Source organism: Chthoniobacter flavus Ellin428, assembly GCF_000173075.1.
GTDB lineage: Bacteria > Verrucomicrobiota > Verrucomicrobiia > Chthoniobacterales > Chthoniobacteraceae > Chthoniobacter > Chthoniobacter flavus.
Genome location: NZ_ABVL01000047.1, coordinates 1 through 24,675 on the forward strand (window position 1 = coordinate 1; position 24,675 = coordinate 24,675).

The 24,675-nt window shown below is 62.2% G+C and carries 15 protein-coding genes and 1 pseudogene; 12 read left to right on the top strand and 4 right to left on the bottom strand.

Going from position 1 to position 24,675, the window contains the following annotated elements:
* From CFE428DRAFT_RS31850 to CFE428DRAFT_RS31865, 4 genes and pseudogenes are all read right to left on the bottom strand, one after another.
* Positions 1–362, bottom strand: a pseudogene (locus tag CFE428DRAFT_RS31850) (hypothetical protein); the annotation flags it as partial.
* A gap of 379 nt (positions 363–741) precedes the next feature.
* A complete protein-coding gene (locus CFE428DRAFT_RS31855) occupies positions 742–1,653 on the bottom strand; it encodes an alpha/beta hydrolase (protein ID WP_006983873.1) in 912 nt (303 codons plus the stop codon).
* Between the two features lie 267 nt (positions 1,654–1,920).
* Positions 1,921–3,168, bottom strand: a complete 1,248-nt coding sequence (gene ltrA, locus CFE428DRAFT_RS31860) for a group II intron reverse transcriptase/maturase (RefSeq protein WP_006983874.1) — start codon at positions 3,166–3,168, stop codon at positions 1,921–1,923.
* A 501-nt stretch (positions 3,169–3,669) separates the two neighbouring features.
* Positions 3,670–4,575 (bottom strand): 3-keto-disaccharide hydrolase, encoded by a 906-nt coding sequence (locus CFE428DRAFT_RS31865; protein ID WP_157447718.1) that lies wholly within the window; start codon positions 4,573–4,575, stop codon positions 3,670–3,672.
* A gap of 532 nt (positions 4,576–5,107) precedes the next feature.
* Here CFE428DRAFT_RS31865 and CFE428DRAFT_RS31870 point away from each other — a divergent pair.
* The 12 genes from CFE428DRAFT_RS31870 to CFE428DRAFT_RS31925 all read left to right on the top strand — a co-directional run bounded on the left by CFE428DRAFT_RS31870 (position 5,108) and on the right by CFE428DRAFT_RS31925 (position 24,288).
* Positions 5,108–6,112, top strand: coding sequence for an AAA family ATPase (locus CFE428DRAFT_RS31870; RefSeq protein WP_237705588.1), 1,005 nt, complete (start codon positions 5,108–5,110; stop codon positions 6,110–6,112).
* A gap of 31 nt (positions 6,113–6,143) precedes the next feature.
* A complete protein-coding gene (locus CFE428DRAFT_RS31875) occupies positions 6,144–7,043 on the top strand; it encodes a DUF58 domain-containing protein (RefSeq protein ID WP_006983878.1) in 900 nt (299 codons plus the stop codon).
* Positions 7,040–9,124 carry a BatA domain-containing protein gene (locus CFE428DRAFT_RS31880; protein ID WP_006983879.1) on the top strand — a complete coding sequence of 695 codons (2,085 nt, stop codon included), beginning with the start codon at positions 7,040–7,042 and terminating at the stop codon, positions 9,122–9,124. The genes CFE428DRAFT_RS31875 and CFE428DRAFT_RS31880 overlap by 4 nt, the downstream gene beginning before the upstream one ends.
* Positions 9,125–9,385: 261 nt before the next feature.
* Complete coding sequence (locus tag CFE428DRAFT_RS31885; protein WP_006983880.1) at positions 9,386–11,326, top strand: VWA domain-containing protein; 1,941 nt, start codon at positions 9,386–9,388, stop codon at positions 11,324–11,326.
* Between the two features lie 74 nt (positions 11,327–11,400).
* Positions 11,401–14,742 carry a hypothetical protein gene (locus CFE428DRAFT_RS31890; RefSeq protein ID WP_006983881.1) on the top strand — a complete coding sequence of 1,114 codons (3,342 nt, stop codon included), beginning with the start codon at positions 11,401–11,403 and terminating at the stop codon, positions 14,740–14,742.
* Positions 14,743–14,828: 86 nt separating this feature from the next.
* Positions 14,829–16,826 (top strand): hypothetical protein, encoded by a 1,998-nt coding sequence (locus CFE428DRAFT_RS31895; RefSeq protein WP_157447719.1) that lies wholly within the window; start codon positions 14,829–14,831, stop codon positions 16,824–16,826.
* Positions 16,827–16,828: 2 nt separating this feature from the next.
* Positions 16,829–17,872 (top strand): prenyltransferase/squalene oxidase repeat-containing protein, encoded by a 1,044-nt coding sequence (locus CFE428DRAFT_RS31900; protein ID WP_202797542.1) that lies wholly within the window; start codon positions 16,829–16,831, stop codon positions 17,870–17,872.
* The gene (locus CFE428DRAFT_RS31905) at positions 17,869–19,671 is read left to right on the top strand and encodes a hypothetical protein (RefSeq protein ID WP_006983884.1); all 1,803 of its coding nucleotides are present in this window, start codon (positions 17,869–17,871) and stop codon (positions 19,669–19,671) included. The genes CFE428DRAFT_RS31900 and CFE428DRAFT_RS31905 overlap by 4 nt, the downstream gene beginning before the upstream one ends.
* Positions 19,672–19,883: 212 nt before the next feature.
* On the top strand, positions 19,884–21,476 hold the full coding sequence (locus tag CFE428DRAFT_RS34845; protein ID WP_006983885.1) for a TlpA family protein disulfide reductase: 1,593 nt from the start codon (positions 19,884–19,886) through the stop codon (positions 21,474–21,476).
* Between the two features lie 584 nt (positions 21,477–22,060).
* A complete protein-coding gene (locus tag CFE428DRAFT_RS38355; RefSeq protein ID WP_042726255.1) occupies positions 22,061–23,086 on the top strand; it encodes a hypothetical protein in 1,026 nt (341 codons plus the stop codon).
* Positions 23,040–23,654: a sensor histidine kinase gene (locus CFE428DRAFT_RS31920; protein ID WP_042726256.1), complete on the top strand. Its 615-nt coding sequence runs from the start codon at positions 23,040–23,042 to the stop codon at positions 23,652–23,654. Before CFE428DRAFT_RS38355 ends, CFE428DRAFT_RS31920 begins: the two co-directional genes overlap by 47 nt.
* A 4-nt stretch (positions 23,655–23,658) precedes the next feature.
* On the top strand, positions 23,659–24,288 hold the full coding sequence (locus CFE428DRAFT_RS31925; RefSeq protein WP_006983888.1) for a response regulator transcription factor: 630 nt from the start codon (positions 23,659–23,661) through the stop codon (positions 24,286–24,288).
* Positions 24,289–24,675: the final 387 nt, after the last annotated feature.

The window sequence follows — 24,675 nt, forward strand, 5'->3', positions numbered from 1 at the left end:
GTAAACTCCGCTTCCACCCAAGCCAGCAATTGCTCCAGGCTGAGGCGATCGCGGGCCCCTACCTTGCGGGCGTCATGCGGTGTCTGCCCCACAAAGACCGCCGCCGTGTAGGTATCCGGGTGGCAGTCCAGGCCGATGATCCGCCCCTGCTTGGGCGGCTTCGGTGCCGTATAAAGTTCGACCTCCGGAGGTGGCGTCGGCTCCGGCGGCTTTGGTTTCTTCGTTGTCGAGGGTGTGTTCTTTTTCAGTGGTCGCTCTCCAGTTTCTTGGTTAAGAGTCAGGGCAACCGGCGCTGGCAGCCAATCTGGATTGGTCCACGGACGGAAGTTGGCATTCAGGCATTCGGGGTCTTGTCGCCCCACGAGGGTGCCTTCCGCCTCGGTTCAATCACGGATAGGAGCAGTTAGCTCAGCGCAATCATCGAACCTTGGGACCTTCGGCCACCAGTGCGTGTTGCAAGCACTCACGGGTTCCGCCAGGGACGTTGCACCAAACCTTTCGGTCTGCACAGCGCCGGTTGCTGAATGACTTCATGCCATCACGGATTGGAGAATCCGCGTCGCTGCTTCCTCCTAATCCGTGGAATCCGTGAAATCCGTGGTCGTTCCTTCCTCCCCATGTGAGTTTCGGCACACCGTCTCAAAGCCGTGCGAAGACAGAGACGCCCAATCCGCACGCGGATCGCCGAACAGCCCCCGCCCCTTTTTGCGCCTTTTGCGCCTCTTTGTGGCTATCCTCCGCTCAGCGGAAACCAATCTTCCTGAGCCACTCCAACGCATCCTGCGGCCAGGCCTTGGCGTCGCGATCGCAATGCAGGCCGTAGCCGTGGCCGCCGGTGGGGTAGAGCTTGAATTCATGCGCCACCTTCGCCTCGGTCAGCGCGGCGTCGTAGATTTTGCTGCCGACCACGTGCGTCTTGTCGTCCTCGCTGTGGACGATCAGCGTCGGCGGGATCGCCGCCTTGAGATTGAGATCCGGCGAGACATGCGCCGCCTTGTCATCGAGATACGCCGGGTAAACCAGCACCGCGCAATCCGGCCGGCAGCTCTGCTGATCCACCGCATCGACGGCCGGGTAACTGCGCTCCTCCGGCGGCGCGCTCGATTTCGCGGCGAGATTGCCCCCCGCGGAAAAGCCGATCACCCCGACCCGCTTCGGGTCGATGTTCCATTCCGTCGCATGCGCCCGGGCGAGGCTCAAGGCGCGCTGGATATCCTGGAGCGCCCCCGCGCGATTGTTGGGCGTGCGATACTTCAGCACCAACGCGCTGATGCCATTCGAGTTCAGCCACGCGGCAATCTCGGTGCCCTCCTTGTCGATGACCGTATAGCTATATCCACCCCCAGGGCAGACAATCATCGCCGGCGTCGGACCGGCACCCGCCGCAGAACCCTGCCCGGAGCCAGTCGCAGGGCTCCCCGCTCCTCCCGTCCCCGCCATCAGATACAGCGCCAGCGTCGGCCGGCTGACATTGGTGATGCGATGAAAGCCATCATTCCGCGGCACCGCCGTCTCCGGTTCATGTGCCCCTTTCCCCGGCATCTTCCCCTCGGGCCAGACATCGACGGTGGACGTCGGCGCGATCGGCGGAGTGGGCGTTTGGGCAACGGCGGTGACGGTGAGGATTAGGAAGGCGAAAAGACGGGAGAACATGGGGGAAGTGTCGAAGTGAGGAACAGAGAGTATTCAGTAAAAGAGTCAGGCTGCGTTGACGAATCTGAAAGAGCAATCCACGGACGCTTGCGTTCTTGGAGAGTGCGGCAGTCCCCTCTAAGCATTACCCACATCTTTGCCCAGTGTTTGGACGTCGAAGGGGAGGGCGCCACTGGATCGGGTCGCCCTGAGGGGATTTGCACCCGTCAGGGCTCCCACACCACCGGACGTGCGGTTTTCCGCATCCGGCGGTTTCACCGTGGCGTTTTAACGCGCCAGCAGGACTGATGGCATGAGGTATCCGTAACGACGCAGACTTGCCACGCTGATGGCCGCTTGCAGGGCGGGGCTGCCCGCCATGCACCAAGCGCCTCGACTACTGCGGGCGCTGACCCAGTGGTGGCGGGAGATGCCCAGGCGTTGGAACGCCTGGAGTCGTCCCTGGGTGCAGTGCCACCGCTGCCAGTAGTATTTGCGGATGTGGCGGCGTATCCAGCCATCCACCCGCTTCACCCAGCGCACTTCTTGTGCGAGAGCAAAGTGGCTGCACCAGCCACGCACGTACTGGTTCCATTCATCACGCATTTCCTGGTTGCCGCGATGTCGCTGGGGCCGCCAAAAGGCACGCACCTTCTCTTGCAAGTGGGTCAGGCTCTTTTGGGCGATTTCAATCACCCCTTGGGCGTTGATGCTGAACCCCAGCAACCGGCGTCCTGTGGTCGGTCCCGTTCCGCTCTTGGTCTGGTTGACCTTCAAGCGCAGCTTCTTTTCGATCCAGCCGATGAGGCTGGAGAGGACCCGTTGCGCGGCGGCGGCACTGCTCACATAGATGTTGCAGTCGTCCGCATAGCGCACATAGGCCAGGCCGCGCCCTTCCAGTTCCCAATCCAATGGGTCGAGGTAGATGTTCGCCAGCAGGGGCGAGAGCGGCCCGCCTTGCGGCGTGCCTTCCTCGTTGTCCTGTACCACTCCGTTGACCATCACCCCGGCCTTCAGATACCGACCGATCAGGGTTCTGACTCTCACGTCGCTGACCGTCTCCCGCAGCCGGTGCATCAAAAGGTTGTGGTTGACCCGGTCGAAGAACTTTTCGATGTCCAGGTCGATCACGTAGCTTTTGCCCTCCTTCACGTAGGCTTGCGCCTGCCGCACCGCGTCGTGCGTGCTGCGTCCGGGTCGAAACCCATAGCTGCGCGCACTAAAGCGCGGCTCGTAGATCGGCGTGAGCACTTGCAAAAGCAGTTGCTGCACGAAACGATCCAGCACCGTGGGGATGCCCAGATCGCGTTCTCCGCCTCCAGGCTTGGGGATCTTCGTCCGGAGGACCGGACTCGGAGTATACCGACCCGCCAGCAGTTTGGCCCGAATGGCCTCCCCGTGGCGTTGCAGGTGTTCCACGAGCTCGCTGCAGCGCATCCCGTCAATGCCGGGCGCACCGCCGTTGCTCACCACTGCTTTCCATGCCGTGTGCCAATTTTCCGGGCTCACGGCTTCCTCCATCAGTTGCTCGATCATGGCTTTCTGTCGCCGGCGCTCAACCAGCTCGACTCGACCCCGCCCGACGCCGCCCGCCCCGGCTCCACCGGTTCTGCCGCGTCGTGCCCGTCCGCAGTAGTGGCCGCAGTTGCCACGCCGCGCGTTCCAGAGGTCTCTCGCCTCGCTGGTTGGCTCCTGGTTGAGCCCTGTTCGTTGGTGCTTCCGCCCTTCGCTCCTCCCGGCTTTCGCAGGGCCTCTTCGCTACTACGGCTTCGGCTGACTACTCCGCGGCTCTCACCGCAGAGTTCTCCCCGGGTAAGAACCTGAACTCTCCCTCCGCGCCGCCTGGCTCTACCTGACGTGTCTGGATGGACTTCGGACTTCGCGGTTCCTCGCACGCTCGTCGCCCACGCCCGGCCTCTCTGCCAGTTTGTCTTCCTGCGGTCGGAGTTTTGCCTGCGACTTCTTTCAGCCACGACCTCGCGGTCGCTGCCTTGTCGTTCGGCTACGATTACTTCCATCAGTTTCGATCAGTTCGTTTCATCTGATTAGTTCAGGCCCATGCCGGGCACACGAGCGGCGACTTTCCAGTCGCCGACCGAAACAAATGCGCGGAGCGCCACCTTTGGGCACGACATGATATTTGCTCTTCGCAAACGCCTCCCGATACGCGGCGCTGTCGAGATCGGCCTCGGCCGACTTCACGCCATTGAGCCAGTGCTCGATATGTTTCCCGCGCAGGACGATGCGGCTTTCGTTCCATTCACCCACCGGTTTTGGCGCCGCCTTGTCATTGGCATTCAAATCGTAAAGCGCTCCCGCGCGATGCGTCGGGCCGCGCTTGCCATCAGGATGGTTTTCGTTGTCCAGGACCTGATACTCGAAGCCCAATGGCGAGTGCCCCGTGTCGCCGCGATACATCGGCGGTCCGCCGGGCGCGCGACTTTCATCGAAAAGATAAAGCACACCCGAATTCCCCGCGGGTGAAATGCGCCATTCAAACGAAAACTCGAAATCGACGAACTTCGTATCCGTCACCAGGTCACCACCGCTGCCATTGGGCCGTCCGTTGGTCTTTGGACAGATGAGCACGCCCTGTTCGACATGCCAGCCCGTCTTGGGCTCGCCTTTTTGCTGATAGAGATGCCAGCCGCCGAGCGAACGCCCATCGAACAGGAGTTTCCAACCCGCGGTTTGTTCTTCGGCCGTGAGCGTATTCGGCTCCCGTAACACCCGGGCCGCCAGCAGCCAAGGCCACGCGCATCCGTTACTCTCGAGTTGCGCGGTGGTCAAAACGCCCACATGCGCCAGCAACCGCCGCAACCGCGCAATGCGCAACCGCGTGGCGCGGACGTGGCGCCGTTGACGGCGAAATTTGCGGCGTTCCGATGCCAGGCAATCGTCGGTGGGGAAAATCACTGTGCCGCAGCCGAGTAGTGCTGGCATCTGTCCACGAGTGATACTTAACACAGCCCAACCTATGGAACTGTGGCCAACGTCAAAAGCCAAACGCAAATCCGGGGATTCTTTCATTCGTTTTCTCCTTGCCTCAAGCGGTGTTTGTGTCGTAGAACCACGGTGGATTCAAGACAAAGTTAGATAACGCAAGCCGCTTCCCTCCGTGCCAGGCACGGACATCGTGCTAAAAAGCGTTTTCTTTTTAAAAGCGCCGCGATGACTCGCGGCGCTTTTGTTTCCCAGACGGGGCTTGTCTTTCGTCATGCGCGCCGCTGGCAGGAATGCCCACGCCGACCGAGTGCGTCGCGGCAACTGCCCGCCGTGAAAACACTCTTGCGAAGATGCGCTCCTGCGCGTTCCCCCATCTTTGGCAAAGCGGTAGAAAATATTTGGGAAACACGCAGGAGCATGTCCCTCCGTATCCCGTCTTTCGTGAAAACACGTTTTGCGTTGCGTTATGATAAAATGATGATGGAATTCGCCGCGGTTGGTTGTTTTCTCTTTTATGACGAATTCCGAGATGTCTTCTACTCTGGCGAAGGACGATGTACAGGCGATTGATCAGTTGCGGGAGGTTTACACCCGGCTGACGAAGGAACTGGGAAAAATCATCGTGGGCCAGGAGCAAGTGATCGAGCAGTTGATCATCTGCCTTTTTGCCCGCGGCCATGCGCTCCTCATGGGTGTGCCCGGCCTGGCCAAGACGCTGCTCATCAGCCGGCTGGCCGAGACGATGTCGCTGAGCTTCAGCCGCATCCAATTCACCCCCGATCTCATGCCGATGGACATCACCGGCACGGACATTTTGCAGGAACTCCCCGGCGGGAAACGCGCCTTCGAGTTCGCCCGCGGGCCGGTGTTTGCGAATATCGTCCTGGCGGATGAGATCAATCGCGCCCCGGCGAAGACGCAGGCCGCCATGCTGGAGGCGATGCAGGAGCATCGCGTGACCGTGGCTGGACGCACTTACAATCTGGATGCGCCTTTCTTCGTCCTCGCCACGCAGAACCCGATCGAACAGGAAGGCACCTATCCCCTGCCCGAGGCGCAGTTGGATCGTTTCATGTTCATGATCGGCGTGGATTATCCCTCGCGCGCCGAGGAAATCGCCATCGCGCGGAGCACCACCGGCATGTCCCTGCCGAAGCTCGACCATGTGTTGCACGGCGAAGAAGTCATCGCTTTTCAGGATCTCGTGCGCCGCGTGCCGGTGCCGGACCATCTTTATGAATTCGCCGTCGACCTGGCCCGCAAGACGCGGCCCGGCAGCAATGAGTCGCCCGCGTGGTTGAAGCCGCTCGTCTCGTGGGGCGCCGGTCCACGCGCCGCGCAATGCCTCATCCTCGGCGCCAAGACACGCGCCGCGCTGCAGGGTAGCTACGCCGTGCGCATGGAAGACATCGCCGCCGTCGCCGACCCGGTGTTGCGGCATCGCGTGATGACGACCTTTACCGCGGAGTCGGAAGGCGTCACCAGCCGCGAACTGACCAAGCGCCTCGTCGAGGAGCTGAGCAAGGCTGCCTGATCCGCAACCCCAACTCCAACCCGCGCGATAAATGGACGGCAAGCGGCCTTTCCTTGATCCCACCGTGCTGGCGCGGCTTTTGCCGCTCCAATTGCATGCGCGTCACGCGATGCTCGGCAGTGTCTCCGGGAAACACCGCAGCCCGGTGCGCGGGTCTTCGCTGGAGTTTGCCCAGTATCGCAAATACGTCCCGGGTGACGACACCCGCCGGCTGGATTGGCGCACGTGGGGACGCAGCGATCGCTTTTATATCAAGGAGTTCGAGGCCGATACCAATCTCCGGCTGTGCCTGTTGATCGATGGCAGCGGGTCGATGGATTTTGGTCCGAGTGGGGCCACGCGGCTCGACTATGCGCGGCGGCTGGCCTCGACGCTCGGCTATCTCGCGGCGCAACAGGGCGACGCCGTCGGCTTGTGGAGCATGGCGGAAAAAGAGATCGATATTCCCGCGCGGCGTGGCGCGGCGCATCTCGGCCTGGTGCTCGACCAGATGGAAGGCATCCGCCCGATCGGCGGCACGACGCTCCTCACCGCTTTGCACGAAGCCGCCGAGCAGATCCGGCAGCGCGCGCTGGTCATCATCTTCTCCGATCTCTTCGTGCCGCCCGCCGAGCTCAAGCAGGCCATCCAGCACCTGCGCTTCCGCAAGCACGACGTCGCGGCGTTTCATCTCCTCGACGAGAGCGAGATCACTTTCGAGTTCGACCAGCCGGCGCGCTTCATCGACATGGAAGGCGGCGATCCGGTGCTGGCCGATCCTTCGATCATCGCGCGGAATTATCGGCGCGCGGTGAAACAATATCTCACCGATCTCGATGAAATCGTCCGCACCACCGGCGTCGACTATCATCGAGTCAAATTGCACGAGCGCTACGACGACGTCCTCGTGCGCTTTCTTCTAGGCCGCGTGCCCAAACGCGGGGCGCGATGACTCTCCTTCAGCCCGCCATCCTCTTCGCGCTGCCGCTGGCGGCGTTGCCGGTGATCATTCACCTGATCCACTACTATCGGCGGCGGCAGGTGAAGTGGGCGGCGATGATGTTCCTCCATGCGGCGCAACGGATGAACAAGGGGCTCTCGCGGCTGCGGCAGATCCTCATTCTCTTGCTCCGCGTGCTCGCCGTGGCGGCGATCCTCTTCGTGGTGGGACGTCCGCTGGCCGGTGGCTGGCTGGGGCTCACGGGCGGCGCGCCGGATACGGTGATGATCCTCGTCGATCGCTCGGCCAGCATGGAGCAGATCAATCCCGCGACCGGCGTGAGCAAGCGCGCCGCGGGCCTGCGGAATATCGCCAAGGCGATCAACGACGCGGTCGGCTCGCGCTCGCGATTGGTGCTCATCGACAGCGCGCTCGGCAAACCTTTGCCGATCGAAAAGGCGAACACCTTGCTCGATCTGCCGCAAACCGAGGCCACGGACACCGCGGCGGACATTCCGGCCCTTTTCCAAAGTGCGCTCGATTACATCACCGCGAATAAAACCGGCCGCACCGACGTGTGGCTGCTCAGCGATTTACAGCAATCGGATTGGGATTCTTCCGGCGGCCGCTGGGAAGCGTTGCGCGCCGCCTTCACCGCGCTGCAGGGCGTGCGCTTCCATATTCTCTGCTATCCGCAGCCCGCGCGCGATGATCTGGCGGTGAACGTGGACCGCGTGGTGCGCCGCGAAAGTGGCGACAAGGCGGAGCTGCTCCTCGATCTGCGCATCTCGCGGCATGTGGAAAATCCGCAGCCGATCGAAGTGCCTTTGCGCTTCGCGGTGAATGGCGCGGTGACTTCGACGAAAGTCACGCTCAAGGAGAATCAACTCGCGCTGCAATCCTACGCCGTACCGATCGACAAGGAGACGAAGCGCGGCTGGGGCCGGGTCGATCTACCGGCCGACTCCTGGGCCGGAAACAATACTTACTACTTCGTCTTCGACGATCCCCCGCCGCTGCATTCCGTCATCGTCTCCGACGATCCCGCGCAAACCGAACCGCTCCGGGCCGCGCTCTCCGCGCCGCTCGACCCGTCGCGCAAATACACCACCACGGTGCTGCCGACCAGTCGCGCGGCGGAGATTCCGTGGGACACCGCCGCGCTGATCCTTTGGCAAGGCGCGCTGCCCAAAGCCGGCGACGTGCTCGCGCATCAATTGCAGGCTTACGCGGCGTCAGGCCGAAGCGTTTTCTTTCTCCCGCCGGAATCGCCGGATGCCAACGAACTCTTCGGGCTGCATTGGGGAAATTGGGAAAGCGCGCCCACGGAGAAAGCGGACACGGTGGAATGGTGGCGCAACGACGCCGGCTTGCTGGCCAACACCCGCGACGGCGCCTCGCTGCCCGTCGGCTCACTGGAGGTCACGCGTCATTGCACGATCGTCGGCAACGGCCTGCCTCTCGCCCGGGTTGCCGGGAATGCACCGCTCCTCGTACGTTCCGCGGCGGACCAATCGCGCGGCGTTTATTTTCTCGGCACCCTGCCGGGGCCCGGTGCGTCGAGCCTCGCCCGCGACGGCGTGGTGATGTACGCCATGCTGCATCGCGTGCTCCTCGACGGGGCGAAGAATCTCGGCAAAGCCCGGCAGGGATTTGCGGCGGCCAATGTCCTCGGCGCGGATCCTTCGAAATGGCATCCCGCCGACAAGACGGCGGCCGCGACCGACTCGACGAGCCTGCCACTGCGCGCCGGAGTCGATGCCTCGGGCGATCAACTCCTCGCGCTCAATCGTCCGCCGGGAGAAGACCAGCCGGCCACGATCTCGACCGGCATGCTCCACGATCTCCTCGCCGGACTCGATTTCCGCGTGTTGACCGACAACCTGGAGGACGAGCGCAGCCTGACGAATGAAGTCTGGCGCACCTTCCTCGTCGCCATGGCCGTGGCGCTTCTGCTCGAGGCGCTCATTTCCATGCCCCAGCGCCGGGAAGCTCCGGCCGTGAAACGCAACGGCGCGTCGCCGGACTCGAACGGCACCCCACCCTTTTCCTCGGCGAAACCGGAGCCGGAAACCACCAGCGCCACTTCGTGAAACCTTCCAGCCAATCCCTCGTCTTTGCGCAATCGCCGGCCGCGCTGGCGATTTCCGCGGCGTTCATCGTGGCGATCGCGATCGTCGGCTGGCTGGCGTGGAAACGCAGCGGCTGGCGGCGTTCCACCGGCTGGCTCGAACTCCTGCGTTTGCTCATCGCCATCGGCGTCGCCATCACCTTGAACCAGCCGGAGTGGCGCGAGATTTTCAAACCGGGAGAGCAAGCCGACGCTGGTCATCCTGCAGGACACCTCGCGCTCGATGATGACGAGCGATGTCATCGACGCGAAGCAACCGGCCAACGATCCGAAAACCCGCGCCGACGCCGCCAAGCCGCTGGTCGATCCCGCCACGTGGCGCGAGATCGCCAAGCGGATGGACGTGGTCGTCGAGCCCTTCTCCTCGGGCGAACAACCGCCGGAAGAAGGCACGGACATCGGCGCCGCGCTGGCCCAGGTCGCGGAAAAGCATCCGCGTCTGGAGGGCGTCGTGCTCATCACCGACGGCGATTGGAATACCGGCCAACCACCGGCCCAGGCCGCGCTGCGTTTGCGCATGCGGCAGACACCGGTTTTCGCCGTGCCAATGGGCGCGGAAACGCGTTTGCCGGATGTGGCGCTGACCAGTTTTGACGTGCCCACGTTTGCCGTCGCCGGGAAACCGTTGCGCGTGCCTTTCACCATCGAGAGTTCGCTGCCCCACGACGAAGCCGCGACCTTGGAAATGAAGTCGTCGAACGGCGAAATCGTCACCAAAGAGGTCGTCATTCCCGCCATGAGCCGGCTGCAGGATGTGATGACCTGGAAACCGGAAAAGCCCGGCGACATGAAGCTCACGCTCACCGTGCCGAAGACCGGCGGCGAGCGGAACCTGGACAACAACTCGATGGAGGCGCCGCTGTCCGTGCGCAAGGAGCAGTTGCACGTGCTCGTCGTCGAGTCGTTTCCGCGCTGGGAATACCGCTACCTGCGCAACGCCCTGGAGCGCGATCCGGGAGTCGAAGTGCATTGCGTGCTCTTTCATCCCGATCTCGGCAAAACCGGCGTGGGCCGCAGCTACCTGCCCGCGATGCCGAAGGAAGAGGAGCTGACGAAATACGACGTCGTCTTCCTCGGCGATGTCGGCACGGAGAAAGGCCAGCTCACCGCGGAGCAATGCACCGCCCTGCAAAAGCTGGTGCGCGACCAGGCCGGCGGACTCGTCTTTCTGCCCGGCTTCCGCGGCTTCGAAGAGTCGCTCGGCAGCACCGCGTTGGGCGATCTTTTGCCCATCATCTGGGATACGACGCAACCGCACGGCTGGGGCACCGCAACGCCAGGGAAATTCACGCTCACCGAATCCGGCGCGCACAGCCTGCTGACGAAGCTCGAAGACACCGATGAAGCCAGCGCGCGCGTCTGGCAGAACCTGCCGGGCTTTGAATGGTACGCGCCGGCCGAACGCGCCAAGGCGGGGGCCGAAGTCCTCGCCACCCACGGCACGGAAACCAACCGCTTTGGGCGCGTTCCGTTGATCGTGACCAAGACTTACGGCGCGGGGAAAATTCTCTTCATGGGAACCGATGGTGCGTGGCGTTGGCGCCGCGGCGTCGAAGACCTGTATCACTACCGGTTCTGGGGCCAGGTGGTGCGTTGGATGGCCTACCAACGCAACATGTCGCAGGGCGACAAGATGCGGCTCTTCTATGCGCCCGACCGCCCGCGCACCGGCTCGGTCCTCACGCTCAATGCGAATGTCATCTCGCTGAGCGGCGAACCGCTGCGCGATGGGGCGGTCATCGCGCAGATCACCGCGCCTTCCGGCAAGACGGCGACCGTGCGATTGAATCCCGCGGGCACGGATGCGTGGGGCTTGTTCACCGGCGTTTACACGCCCAACGAGCCGGGTGAATACAAGGTCCGCTTGAGCTGCGCGGATGCCGGTTCGGCGATGGATTCGTCGATCTCGGTGCAAGGCCTCGCACGGGAGCGGGTCGGTGAACCGGCGAAATTCGACGTGCTGCGCGAGATCGCCCAACTCACCCACGGACGGATGATCGACAATGCCGATCCGGCCGCGCTGACCTCCGCGGTCGCGGCGTTGCCCCTGCCGGAAATGAGCGAGCGCCGCGTGCAGATTTGGGCGCATCCCTTGTGGGCCGGCTTTCTCTGCCTGCTCATGGGTGTCTTCTGGGCAGGCCGCAAAGCTGCCGGACTTTTTTAACTGATGACTAACGCTTTTTTTAGCCGAGATTAGCTCTCATTCGTTCGCAGAAACCCACCTGCCAATTCCTCACCATGAATACGAAGCTGCCACTCGTCCTTGAAACCAAGCTGGCCGACTTCCGCCGCCGCGTGTGGGCGGTGAAATTGCTCGAAGGCCTCCTCGCCGCGGCGTTTGCCCTCGCCGTGTCCTATCTGCTCGTCTTCGGGCTCGACCGCCTCGGCGAAACGCCGGCGTGGTTGCGGCTGACCCTTTTCCTCGCCGGCCTCGCCGCGTTGCTCGTCGGGCTGCCGTTGAAATGGTATCGCTGGGTCTGGTGTCAGCGACGGCTCGAAGATGCCGCGCGGCTGCTCCGGGTCACCTTCCCGCGGCTGGGCGATCAACTCCTCGGCATCGTCGAACTGGCGCGCAACCATCATTTGCCCGAAGGGCGCAGCGAGCGCCTGGTCGAAGCGGCCATCGCGCAGGCCGCGGAAGCGGTGAAGGACCAGGACTTTTCGCACGCCGTGCCGCGCGCCCGCCACTGGATGTGGGGACGCGCCGCGGGAGCTGCGTTGGTGCTCGTGGGGGTGGCCTTCTTCCTGGCCAACGACGCCGCGCGCAATACCCTCGCCCGTTGGGGCACGGCCTGGCAGCCGATCGAGCGCTATACCTTCGCCAAGGTCGATCCGTTGCCCACGCATATTGTCGCGCCCTATGCGGAACCCTTCACCCTTCCGGTGAAACTCGCGGCCGCCACGCTCTGGTCGCCGGAGGAAGGAAAAGCGCGGATCGACAAGCAACCCGCGGTCGTCGCGCAGCTCGCTTCCGGGTCCTACGCGCTGCCGTTTCCGCCGCAGAAAAAGGACGCGCAGCTCTCTCTCCGGCTCGGCGACATTCGCAAGACGATCGTCATCGAACCGCGCACCCGGCCCGATCTCGCGGAGCTCTCCGTGCGTCTCCACCTGCCGGATTATCTCGGCTACAAATCCGACCAGCACATCGCCGTGCATAGTGGTTCGGTCTCGCTGCTCAAGGGCGCGCAGGCGGCCTTCGAAGCCGATGCCTCGCGCGATCTCGCCAGCGCGACGATGGATGGCGCGATCCAGGTGGTGAGCGGCCGGAAATTCTCCACGACGTTCTCCCCCGTCGCCGATAACATCGACCGGACGTTCTCCTGGCAGGATGTCGACGGTCTCGCCCCGCACGCCCCGCTGGTGCTCAAGGTGCGCGCGGTGGAGGACCAGGCGCCCTCGATCATTGTCCGCCGCGAATCGCAGGAGGAAGTCGTGCTCGATTCGGAAGTGGTCAGCGTCGACCTCAGTGCGAGCGACGATTTCGGCATCAAGCGCGTGGGGCTCGAGTGGACAGGATCGCTTACCCAGGCGGATGGGCAGACGCCGATTCGCGGGGAGAAGATCGCCGCCGCGGGCGATCACGAAAAACGCGAGATGCAAACGCGGGCGACCTTCTGCGCCACGCGCGAAGGCGTCGAACCGCAAACGATCGAGATCCGCGCGTGGGCGGATGACTATCTGCCGGGCCGCAAGCATGCGCACTCCGCGTCGTTCGTCCTCCACGTGCTGAACAAGGAAGACCACGCGCTTTGGCTGACCGAGCAATTCGGCAAGTGGCTCGACGCGGCCAAGGAAAGCTACGAGCACGAAGTGCAGCTCCACGAGTCCAACAAGGAACTGCGCGCGCTCAGCGCCGCCGATCTGGATCGTCCGGAAAATCGCCGCCGCGTTTCCCAGCAGGCCTCGGCCGAGGGGGCCAGCGCGGCGCGGGTGGACGCGCTCACCCAGGCCGGCCGGCGGCTGGTCGAACAAGGAACGAAAAACGACACCTTCGACGCCAAGCGTCTCGAGACGTGGGCGACGATGTTGAAATCGCTCAAGGACATCGCGGCCAACCGCATGCCGAGTGTGGCCGATCTTTTGAAACAAACCGCCAGCGCCGAGGGCGGGAAGAACAACGGCACCAATCAGACTCCCACCCAACCTGGCAAGAGCGGTGCGCAACCTTCGCAAATGGCGCGCGCTGATGCCGGCAAGACGGGACCGAGCGTCAGCCAGGGCACCACGCCACCGGGCGCGCCCAAGGCGAGCGCCCCGACCGATCCCAATGCGGCGCCGAAGCCACCGGTCCCGAGCATCTCGGATCGCGAACCCGGTTTCGCCACCGCCCAAAGCACGGTGAAGCCCGCCGAGGCCAATGCCGCGCCCAAGCCGCCGGGCAGCGGGAAGCTCCGTCTGCCGAACACGCTCCTCGGGGCAGCGCCGACGAAAGACAAAGACAACCCGGACGCCGCGAAGCCGCCGGAATCCCCCGCCCAGGAAAAGCTGGATAACGCCGTCACCGAACAGAAGGACCTGCTCGCGGAATTTGCCAAGGTGGCCGATCAACTCGCCGACGTGCTGGCCAGCCTCGAAGCCACGACGTTCGTCAAACGCTTCAAGGCCGCTTCCCGCCAGCAGATGAAGATCGCGACGAACTTGAACAAAGATACCCTCGACGCCTTCGGCATCGAGGAAAAGCCGGTGCAAGCCGCCGCGCCGATCGCCAAACATGCCAAAACGCAGAGCGAAGTCGTCTCGGTCATCCAGAGCGACCTCGAGGCCTACTACGATCGCAAGCAGGATCTGCGGTTCAAAAAGATCCTCGATGAAATGAAGTCCACGGAGATTGTCCGCGCACTCGATCGCGACGGCCTGAAGATCTCCACCAATCTGAGCGGCCAGGCGCTGGTCGGTTCGGAATACTGGGCGGATACGCTGGATCGTTGGGGCGAAGACCTGGTGGGCGCGTGCAACTGCAAATGCAACTCGTCCTGCAGCGGAGACAGCCTGCCCCCGGAGATCGTCCTCAAGGTCATGCAAGCTTTGCGCGACGAGATGAAACTGCGCGATCAAACGCGGGAGGCGGAGAACTCGAAGGGCGCGATCGAACCCGAGGAATACGAGCGCGATGCGAAGGCGCTGGCGAAAGACCAGAGCGACATCGGCACGCACACCCAGAGCGCTTTGGAAGACATTCTTGCGCTGCCCGAAGGCGCGACCAAGTTTCCCAAGGAGCTTCGCCTGCTCCAGGCCGTGGTGGCGGCGATGCAGGAAGCGCACAGCATTCTCGACAAACCGGAGACGGGCGCAACGGCGGTGGCGGCGGAAACCGAAGCCATCGAACTGCTCCTCCAGGCCAAGCGCATGAAACCCGGCGGCGGTGGCGGCGGGTCGGATCCAGGCGGTGGCAGCGGACCGGCGACGGCCTCGTCTGCCGCGCTGGCGGATCTCGGGCCCGGCTCGAATGCCGACAGCCTGGTCATGGCCCGTCCGGTCGGCCAGGCCACCGGCCATGCCGGCAAGGAATTCCCTGAGGAATTCAAGACCGGCCTCGACGCGTATTTCAACCTTCTGGAAAACCCCGGCGCGGCGAAATGACGAAGCGAAAGTTTTTCCACGGCGAGAGTCGATTTTCGGCAACGACACGGTGCCTGGCCATCTCGGCCCTAAGCCCCGGTTGGCTCGTGCTTTTTTCCCAGGCCCAACTCGCCGTCGCCGCGGAGAGCGGCGCCGAGACCACCTCCGAAGGGGACAAAAAGAAGGATCTGCCACCCAAGCCTGTTTTCGACGCCACGATCGAAAAGGAGCTCACCGATTTCATGGCCAAGGTGAAGGACGGCAAACGCAAGCTGTCGAACGAGAAGATGGACAAGATCATCGAGCGAGTGGCCAAGACCACCGGGCTCAATGAACAGGGACGCAAGACCCTGGAAACGAAATCCCGCGAAGTCACCGATATCTTCCTGGTCGACTGGGTCGACGCCTATGACCGGTTGATCCGCAGCCTGATGAAGGAGTCTCAGGAGCAAATCCTCGCATTCATCAAGGCCAGGTCGAATGAAACCGCGGAAAACCTGGCTCTCAATTTCCGTCACGACTTGAGCGCGGCAGAGGCCCAGGATTCCAAAGCTTGGGCCGCGGCCTTGAAAGATACCCTGACTCCCGAGCAGTACGCCACCTGGCAAAAGTCCGACACGGGCGAACGCGAAAAGCTGCATGCCGAAATCGGCGATCGCCTCAATGCCTGGCTGGACCCCAGTCGCGAGGCCATGAACGAAGAGGTTCTCACAAAAGTCGCGCAAATGAGCCGGTCGCTCAATCTTTCGAAAGAAAAGGCCGATCAACTCAAGTCCGTGGGCAAGAGTGCGGTGGACGAAAGCATCGGCAAAATGAGAGATCGCGAGGAGAAAATGATCGCGGCGATGGATGAAGATGCGCGCCGGCAAATGCTGAAAAATCGGAACATCTATTTCAGCCCGAGCCAGGAAGAATCGCCGGAAACTTCCAAGGCCTGGAAAACCGGACTGACCAAGCTGCTCTCCGCGGACGAACGGAAGCAACTCGATACCGAGGCGGCCGAACACCTCTCCCGGCGGGTGCAAGCTCTCGCTCGCTTGATGGTTGCGGAGATTGACGCCCGGGTCGCGCTCACCGCGGATCAGCGGAAGCGTCTGGAACCTATTTGCCAACGGATCGCGGAAAAAGATTCCAAGTCACTTTCCAATTCACTCGGCCAGGGATACTCCCAAATCGATGTCATGGCTACGCTCTCGACTGAGGTGAAGCCCGACGAAGCCGAAACCAAGGCCATCCTGGAACCGATCCAGCGGCAACATTGGCTCGCCGTCTGCAAGATCCAGACCGAGGAGCGCAACGCCCAATCGCGAACGCCAACCGTAAAACCCAAGGAAGAAAAGGCGGCCTTGCCGCCCGAACCCGAAGATGTCGAGCGTGCGATCTCCGACTACCTCGAAGGAAAAGAGCGGCTCCACCGACAGAAGGCGCTCGCGGAGGCCCTCCTCCGAGCCGAGGACGCCGGCAGAGCGGCCAACCTTCCCGCGGAAAAGATCGAGTTGCTCAAAACGGCCGCCCGCGGGTCCGCGGAAGAGTTGCTGGCCAGTTGGAAAACCAACGCCGACGAAACCGTTCGCTCGTCAATCGGAAACACCCCGGCGCGATTCGTCCGGAGCCGGCTGGAAAACCTGCAGGAATACAACTTTCAATGGAGACCCAACTCGCAGGAGTCCGACGCGCTTTGGACCAAGACCTTCAAAGCCACCCTGGACGCCGGAGAGCTCGCTGCCGCGGAGAAATCCGTCAACGAACGGGAGACTTTCCGGTCCGAATCCGTCGCCAATTTCATCGTGGCCATGTTCGACCAGGCTTGCCCCATCAATTCCGAGCAGCAGGCGAAACTGACTCCTGCCGTGGCGGCGGCGGTAAAGGAATATCAGGCAGACATTCAAAGCTATTTTTCCGGGAATAACTCCGTCAGTTGGTATCTCTCCGGTTTTAGCATGTTTATCCCGGTCGTCGCGGTACCGGAAGCGGATCTGAAATCCATCCTGGGAGCGGAATCCTTCGAACAATGGACGAAAAGCCGCCAGTGCGGTTACGTCATGAATTACTGGACCTGGATCAAGCAGAACCACGAGGCCCGGGCCAAGGCGGCCAAACAATGAACATGCGCACCCTCCTTTCTCAGCTACTCGCCGGTGCACTCGCTTGGGGCGTCGCCAACACGGCCTGGGATCTTCCCTGCCGCGCGCAAGATCCCACCCTGCGCTTCGGCGGACAGATTTCTCCCGAGGTCGATGCGATCTACGAGCATGGGTTGCGCTGGCTGGCGGCCAATCAAGCCGCGGATGGCAGCTGGCAGGCGAGTTATCAGGGCAACGGCGTGACGGGCATTTGTCTCATGGCCTTTCTCGCCAGCGGAGAAGATCCGAACTTCGGACGGTACGCGTCGAATGTGCAGCGCGCCATCCGTTCGCTCATCCAGGCGCAGGACGCGACGACCGGCTATTTGCCGAACAGTATGTATCATCATGGCTTCGCCATGCTCGCGCTTTCGGAAGCTTATGGCGTGGTCGACGAATCACGGCTCTGGCCGGGCGCGAAGCCGGTGCGAAGCATCGCCCAGACGCTCGATCTGGCGATCCGTTGCGCGGTGACGGCGCAGAAGAAAAATCGCTGGGGCGGCTGGCGCTACTCACCGGATGCCTACGACTCCGACACCTCCGTCACCGGCGCGGTCTTGATGGGCCTGCTCGCCGCGCGCAATGCGGGAATGGATGTGCCGGATGAAACGGTCAACGCCGCGCTGGAATACATCCGGCGCAGCACCGGGAAAGACGGCGGCGTCGCCTACTCGGGCGGCTTTGGCGGAATGGGCGGTTCGATGAACCTGACGGCGATCGGGGCGCTCGTCGGCGCTGTCTCGAAATCCAAGGAGACCGATCAATACAAGGCGTGCCTGCAGCGTCTGACCGAAGACCTCGAACATCAGGAGGCCGGGGCTTACGCGGAATACTATCGTTATTACATGGCGCAGGCGCTTTTTCAGGGAGACTACAAGTCCTGGCAAAAATGGAACGCCGCCCAGATCACGACGTTGAAGGAGTTGCAGAAGGATGACGGCTCTTTCAACGGAGGCGCTTATAACACCGGGATGTCGCTGCTCGCGCTGGCCCTGAACTACCGGTTCCTGCCGATTTACGAGCGATGAAAAGAACGGTCTTCATTGTTGCTGCCTTGTTGACGGCAGCCGTCCACGCGGCTCCGCCGACTCCGCCGGATCCTCCCCTCACGCTGTGGTGGAACAATGGCGAAACACTGGAGGGGGAAATCGGCGAGGCGACAGCGGCGAGTATCGCGTGGAGTTCGTCTTCATTCGAGAAGCCGCTGGAATTGAATCGCGCCGTCCTTTTCAAAGCCGATCGAACGCTGCCGCCAGTCGCGCCCGCGGGCCCATTCCGCTTCCGGATGCGCGATGGCAGCGAGCTTTTCGGCGATCTCGTTTCGATCACCCCGGACGCCATTACCCTCCGGAGCGAACGCTGCGGCGACGTGGTCTTGAAGCGCTCGGAAGTGTCAGGCATGTGGCGGTTGCACGGGAAGAATCTCATCCTGGCGGGGCCAACTGCAGATGTCGGCTGGGATCTCAAGACTCGCCAAACCGGCTCCAATTCCGGGAACGGGCCATCAGGATTCAATCCCGCCACCCTTCTGCTCACCGAACCCGGAGGCGTCCTCGAAATCCCCTCCTGGAATCGCGGCGCGTTTCTCAACGTATCGCTCCCCGAGAGCCTGGACTTTGAATTTCACGTCCAATCCTCCAGGCGCCCGGATTTCCGGGTCACTCTCGAAACCGCCTCCAAACAAGCGCTGACGATCGAGACTTGGGACGAAGATCTCGTGTTGCGGATGGGCAATGATTTCAAAGCCATCCGCAAGCTCACCGAAGCGGACCGTGGCGTAGCCCTGCGGATTTGCTGGGATACGAAAACCCGAAAGTGCGCCGTTTACTCGCCCGGCGGTGAATTGCTCGCCGAATGGACGACTCCGGAAACTCTGAAAGCATCGGGAGGAAAGGACTCGGGAAACGGCACCGTGCAATTGCAGAACAAGGGGCACGACATTTCGCTCGAGTTCATCCGCGTTCGCACGTGGGATGGTTCGGCGCCGCCGAAATTCGATGCCAGCCGGCCGCGTCTGGAACTCGCCGATGGGCGCATCCTCGAGGGCGAAGTCACGCAAGGCACACCGGATGGCATTTCCCTGCACGCGGGTGCGGAGGCCGAGGAGCAAAATCTCCCGCTCGACAATATCGATGCCGTGATCTTTTCGGCAGATCCGATCAAGGCATCGCAACCCAAGGCGTCCCTGTCCTTCAACGACGGGACGCTGCTGATGGGACACGTGGCCGGCGTGAAAAATGGCGCGGTGTCGATCGAGACTTCCTTCACGGATGCTCCAATCATGGCGCACTTCGATGGTTTGCGTCAGCTCCGTTTTCAAAACGGGCCAGCGGATAAAGCCGACTTCGGGCAACCGTTCGATCAATTGGACAAGCTGGTGGTCGGGTCGAAAACGCTCCACGGCAAATTCGTCGTCACGGGGGACAGCCAGTTTCGCTGGATGGCGATCGGCGGCCTGCAACCGGCTATTCCCTCGAGAAAGATCTCCAGCGAAATGACCCGGCACTTCCCGGCGAAGACCACCTTCCCCAAAGTTTCCGCCCTCTTCTACACGAAGGCCGGAGACGTGCTGCCCGGCACCCTGACCTCCGTCGACCAGTCCGGTGCGGAATTCGAATCTCCCATCGTCGAGGCGAAGAAACTGCCGGTGGGCAACCTCAATGCCGTCCAGTTCGATCCGCCGCTCGGCGCTGCCCTGGAAGGGTTCGACGACGCGGGATGGCGGGTGCTCAAGGGCGATGCGCAAACCGTGAAGCGAACCGGTGACGATCTCATTATGCAGCCGGGGACGGCGATCGGCCACCCCTTTTGCCCTCCAGGGCAATGAGATTCGGTTCAAGGTCAAAACCCAATGGCTGGTGCACGTTGCGTCTCCACCTGTTTTGCAATGGCACGGACAGCGCGAAGGCTCCGCGCGCCCTGCTCGTTTGCAGCGGCAATCAATTGTATTCCGGCATGGAAGGCACGGAAGGCCAAGTTCTCGACCGAAACCGAGACCTACATCGAACCAGGCGACTTCAACCGTCCGCCTCGTCGTCAATGCCCAAACGGTCGACCTTCCAAATCAATGGTGTGCCGGTCGACACTTTCAAAATCCAGCCGTCCGAACGACTCGGCGCGGGCTTGATCCTGGAGCCGGCCAGCGCCTGGGGGAACGTCATCAACCCCGCGCACCTGACCAATTTCTCCGCTCACTTTGCTCCGGGCCGAACCTGGCTGCCGGAAGTCGCGGTCGACGCCCGAAGCCAGGCACTGACCGTGCCGCGCTTCCGTCGCAATAATCCGCCCAAGCACGGTCTCATCGCCGCGAATGGCGATATCCTTCGTGGCGAGATCACCGCGGCCACGGCCAATTCCTTCCTCGTCCACTCGGGTCTCGATGAACTCCGCGTGAAACGCGACCGCGTCAAAGCCATCGTCTGGTTGGGAAAACCGCTCGAACCCGATGCGGCCAGCGCGTCCGACCAGACGGAACCGGCGGAATTGAACCAGCCCCTGCACGGTTACAGCCGCTACCAGAATCCGGATTTGAAGCTCTTGATCAGCGTCCTCCAAACCGAGGCGCCCGGGCTCAAGTTCAAGTTGCCCGAAACGACGGAGCACAAAGCCTCATTCCGCTTTAACGGCCAAACCGTTCGGCAGGCACTCGACTCGATCTGTGGGATCTACCATCTCGTTTGGCGGGTCGAGGCCAACAAGACGATCGTCCTGAGTCCAGCGCCCCCCCCGGGTAATGAACTCACGCAACGCACCTATTGGTTGAAGCCCGATGCCTTCGGTTCGGCGGGTTCCGTCAAGGCGGTGCTGGAAGCCAAAGGCGTGCCCTTTGCCGAAGGCGCCACCGTCTCCTGGAATCCGGATTCCCGCCAGTTCACGATGAAAAATGGGCCGGCCGGCCACACTAAATTCGCCGCGCTGATCAATACCGACTTTGGTGGAAACCTCGGTCCTGCGACGCATTGGCTGACGTTGACCAACGGTGGCAGTCTGGGATTGGTCGTGGACAAATTCGAGGACGACAAGGTGACCGGCCATCATCCCGTTTACGGGCGCTGCACCATCCCGCTTTCCGAAATTTCTTCCATCCGCAGCGGGGCGCCTCCTGCCTCACCGGCTTACAAAGCGCTCGACCATTGGCAGCTCGTCTATGCGCCGGACCCGACCTTGCCCGGCGCAGGAGAGGAAGCTTCGCCTCTGCTCGGCAAGGCGCCCAAGTCTTTCAAGCTGGCGCTCCTCGGTGGTGGCAACTTCGACCTCGATGAGCAGAAGGGAAAGATCGTCGTGCTCGACTTCTGGGCCACTTGGTGCGGCCCGTGCGTCAAGTCGCTACCCGCGCTGGTGCAATCCATGGCCGGGCTTCCTTCCGATAAAGTGACGTTCGTCGGAGTCGATCAAGGCGAGGATCCCGAGGCGGTGAAGCAGTTCCTCGAGCTTCGCGGCCTGAAGCTCACCGTGGCCCTGGATGCGCAACAGGAAGTGGCCCGCCAATTTGGCGTGGAAGGAATTCCTCACACCGTCGTCATCGGGACGGACGGGAAAGTCGCCTGGACCAAATCCGGCTACGATCCCGAGGACGAGACGGCCGCGGCGAAAAAGGTTCTGGAACTCCTCTCGCCGGCGGCGAGCAAGTGAGGCGTTCGCGAATTCGAAATCGGTTTCCGAATGCAGCGTGCGTTCGGCATTTGTTGTAGGGCGCCTTGAGACAGAATACGCCGAGTATCCGTTTAGCGTGCGCCGGTACCAGGTAAGCATTACCCACATCTTTGCACGGTATTTGCGCGTCGACACAGATGACGCTCCTGGGAGCGGCGACTTTCCAGTCTCCGACCGAACAAACGCGCCAAGCGCCATCTTTAGGGAGCTGCTCCGCAACATGGGGCGACTGCAAAGACTCCCCTCCCAGTGGGGCCGCGTCCGAATTCATCGCTGTCCCTAAAAACCGACAAAAAGATGTGGGTAATGCTTAGATCCATTTGGCGCGCGCCAATCTTAGCCCGGAGGGCTGAAATTTGGGGGCGCGACGCAGGTGCTATGCGGAGACATCAAGCTTTACGAAAGTGCATAACAGTCTCCAGGCCTTTGCGTATAGTCGGCTCGATTTCCATGAACGCGCAGAACAACATAGGACAGTGAAAGTTCCTTCACTGCTCTCACCTTATTGCGCCGTCAGCCGTTGGTTCGCGATGGCTTCGGCCTGTGGTGGAATTTTCCTGGGCATGCTCTCCAGCGCAGAACCGCCGCCGGGCGCTTCCCCGGCGAATGCAGAAATCCTCGTCGACGGCAAACCACTTGGGGCGACGGCGGAAGGCTTTCGTATTCCCGCTTCCCACAAGTCGGTCAGCTTTCGACTCGGACGATCTCCGGAAGACGAGACGGAAGGCAGCCGCCGCGTGCAGTTCAAGCTGGAGGGAGTGGACAATGGCTGGCGGCAACTCCGCAGCGAAATGAGTCTCATGGTTCGCTTCGGCGACGCCGCGGGCGATCAGGTGGCGCAACGCATCTTCGTCGTGGAAGGCATCAGCCAGGGATGGCGAGGCAGCGTCGAAAGCTCCGCCTTCACCGAGCGGCGCGAAACGGTGCGGGTTCCCCCGGACAGCACTTTTTTGACTGTGGCCATTTCCTCCTCCGGACCGCCGACCGCGATGGGCATCTATCTGGTTCGCGGAGTGAAGATCTTCCGGAATTCTCCCAGCGGTCCGGAACTTCTTTTCGCCGCCGCCACGGATCGGGAAGGCACCGACACGAACGGATGGAGGCGCAGCGGCACCCGTCCTTCCATGGCAAAGATGGTCCATACCAGTGCGGGCGAGGCCTTCTGCATCCTCGATGACGATCCCAATGCCCACGCGGAATGGAATCTGCCCCGCGCCGCCGCGCCGAAAGTGCAGCCCGGCGAATCGCTCACCGTGGAATGGTCCGAGATGTATGACATTGGAACGGGCAGCCGTTTCGAGGTGAATTACGGGCGGCTGAACGCCGGCCACTATCGCTTTCTCACCGATGTACTGGACAACCATCGGCAGCCCGCTGGCCGTCGAGCGGCGGCTCGACTTCGTGGTCCTGGAGCCCTTGTGGAAGCATCCTCTTTTTTGGATCAGCGGGTCCGTCGTCATCGCGATTCTTCTTTGGCTGGGCGGCCGGGCGATCATCCAGAAACGCATCCGGCAACATCTCGCGAGTGCCGAGCAGGAACACTTGATCGAGCGGGAACGCCTGCGCATCGCGCGCGATCTGCACGATGATCTCGGTGCGCGCCTCACGCATATTTCGCTGGTCAGCGGACTCGCGGAGAACGAGCCGCAGAGCGCAACGACCCGCGAAAACTTCCAGCAAATTTCCGGGATGGCTCGCGAACTGGTGGCCGCGCTGAACCAAACCGTTTGGACGGTGAACCCGGAACACGATCACCTCGAATCGCTGGTCGATTACGTCTGCCAGCTCACGCACAACCTTTGTGAGACGGCGCGGATTCGCGGCCGCATCCACTCCTGCGAAGTGCCCGACCAGCGCCGCGTGACCAGCGAGACCCGGCACAACGTGACCCTGGCGGTAAAGGAAGCGCTGCACAATGCGATCAAGCACGCGGGCGCGGCGGAGATCACCTTACGGGTCGAGTTCAACGATCCGCGTTTGCGCATCACCATCGCCGACGATGGCCGCGGTTTCGACTCCGCGGCGGTGGTGGCCGGCAATGGTTTGGGCAACATGCGTCGCCGAATGGCCTTGATCGGCGGCGTGATTTCTTTTGAGAGTTCGCCCGGAGCCGGAACCCAGGTTCATTTCGAAGTTCCCATCCCTCCCACATCTTAAGCCGATGAAAGAAAAGAAAACCGTCGTGATTGTGGAAGACGATCCCGGACTGCGCGATCAACTCGTCCGCGTCCTGAAAAGCGCGCGCGACATCGAGTGTCTCTACACCCTCGGCTCCGCTGAGGAGGCCGTGCAAAAAATCCCGGCGCGTCCGCCGGATGTCGTCCTGATGGATATCGAATTGCCCGGCATGTCCGGCATCGATTGCGTGGCCGTGTTGAAGAAGCAGTTGCCGGATTTGGAGTTCATCATGCTCACCGTTTACGAGGATGCGGATCGCATCTTTCGCGCGCTCAAGGCGGGTGCGAGCGGCTATCTCATCAAGTCCGGACCGCCGGAGAAACTTTTCGAAGCGATCCGCGATGTCCACTCGGGCGGCGCGCCATTCTCCGCGCACATCGCTCGCAAGGTCGTGCAGTATTTCCGCGGCACGACCAAGCCGGCTCGCGAGACGGAGAAGCTCTCTCCGCGGGAGTGCGAAGTCATCGAACTGCTCGCCTCGGGATATATCTACAAGGAGATCGGGGACAAGCTGGGCATCGGCGCGGAGACGGTCCGCAGTTACGTGAAGAACATCTGCATCAAACTCCAGGTAAAGAATCGGACGGAGGCCGTGGCCAAACATTTTTCGTAGGTTGAATCGAGATTCAACCTGGCGGGCAGACGCGTCGTTAGCAGTAAGCGTTCAGCACAGATACGCGAAGCGTTCCAAAAAAAAGCGAGTCATCCTGAGCGGAGCGGGGAAGCATGGGCGGAGTCGAAGGACCTCTGACTTCCGTGGGTTTTCGTGCGGAGCTGCATGACAAATTTGGAACACCCGCTCTATATGGGTAGAGATGGGCGCGACGAGCGGGCAAGGCGGAGGAAAAAGTGGCGCGTAGCCGCCCTCAATTGGGGGAAGCCCCCCGCCAAATCCCAGTAAAAAGAGAGGTCCTTTAGACTCCCGAACAATGCTAACCCAGCAGGGCCCTGGGGGGAGGGTTTTTTTTTTTCGGGCGGTGGGGGGAAACTTAAAAAAAAA

Excerpts from the sequence above, each read along its gene's own strand:
- CFE428DRAFT_RS31855 (WP_006983873.1), bottom strand. The coding sequence starts at position 1,653 with ATGTTCTCCCGTCTTTTCGCCTTCCTAATCCTCACCGTCACCGCCGTT.
- ltrA (WP_006983874.1), bottom strand. The coding sequence starts at position 3,168 with ATGATCGAGCAACTGATGGAGGAAGCCGTGAGCCCGGAAAATTGGCAC.
- CFE428DRAFT_RS31865 (WP_157447718.1), bottom strand. The coding sequence starts at position 4,575 with ATGCCAGCACTACTCGGCTGCGGCACAGTGATTTTCCCCACCGACGAT.
- CFE428DRAFT_RS31870 (WP_237705588.1), top strand. The coding sequence starts at position 5,108 with ATGTCTTCTACTCTGGCGAAGGACGATGTACAGGCGATTGATCAGTTG.
- CFE428DRAFT_RS31875 (WP_006983878.1), top strand. The coding sequence starts at position 6,144 with ATGGACGGCAAGCGGCCTTTCCTTGATCCCACCGTGCTGGCGCGGCTT.
- CFE428DRAFT_RS31880 (WP_006983879.1), top strand. The coding sequence starts at position 7,040 with ATGACTCTCCTTCAGCCCGCCATCCTCTTCGCGCTGCCGCTGGCGGCG.
- CFE428DRAFT_RS31885 (WP_006983880.1), top strand. The coding sequence starts at position 9,386 with ATGATGACGAGCGATGTCATCGACGCGAAGCAACCGGCCAACGATCCG.
- CFE428DRAFT_RS31890 (WP_006983881.1), top strand. The coding sequence starts at position 11,401 with ATGAATACGAAGCTGCCACTCGTCCTTGAAACCAAGCTGGCCGACTTC.
- CFE428DRAFT_RS31900 (WP_202797542.1), top strand. The coding sequence starts at position 16,829 with ATGCGCACCCTCCTTTCTCAGCTACTCGCCGGTGCACTCGCTTGGGGC.
- CFE428DRAFT_RS31905 (WP_006983884.1), top strand. The coding sequence starts at position 17,869 with ATGAAAAGAACGGTCTTCATTGTTGCTGCCTTGTTGACGGCAGCCGTC.
- CFE428DRAFT_RS34845 (WP_006983885.1), top strand. The coding sequence starts at position 19,884 with ATGCCCAAACGGTCGACCTTCCAAATCAATGGTGTGCCGGTCGACACT.
- CFE428DRAFT_RS38355 (WP_042726255.1), top strand. The coding sequence starts at position 22,061 with ATGCTCTCCAGCGCAGAACCGCCGCCGGGCGCTTCCCCGGCGAATGCA.
- CFE428DRAFT_RS31925 (WP_006983888.1), top strand. The coding sequence starts at position 23,659 with ATGAAAGAAAAGAAAACCGTCGTGATTGTGGAAGACGATCCCGGACTG.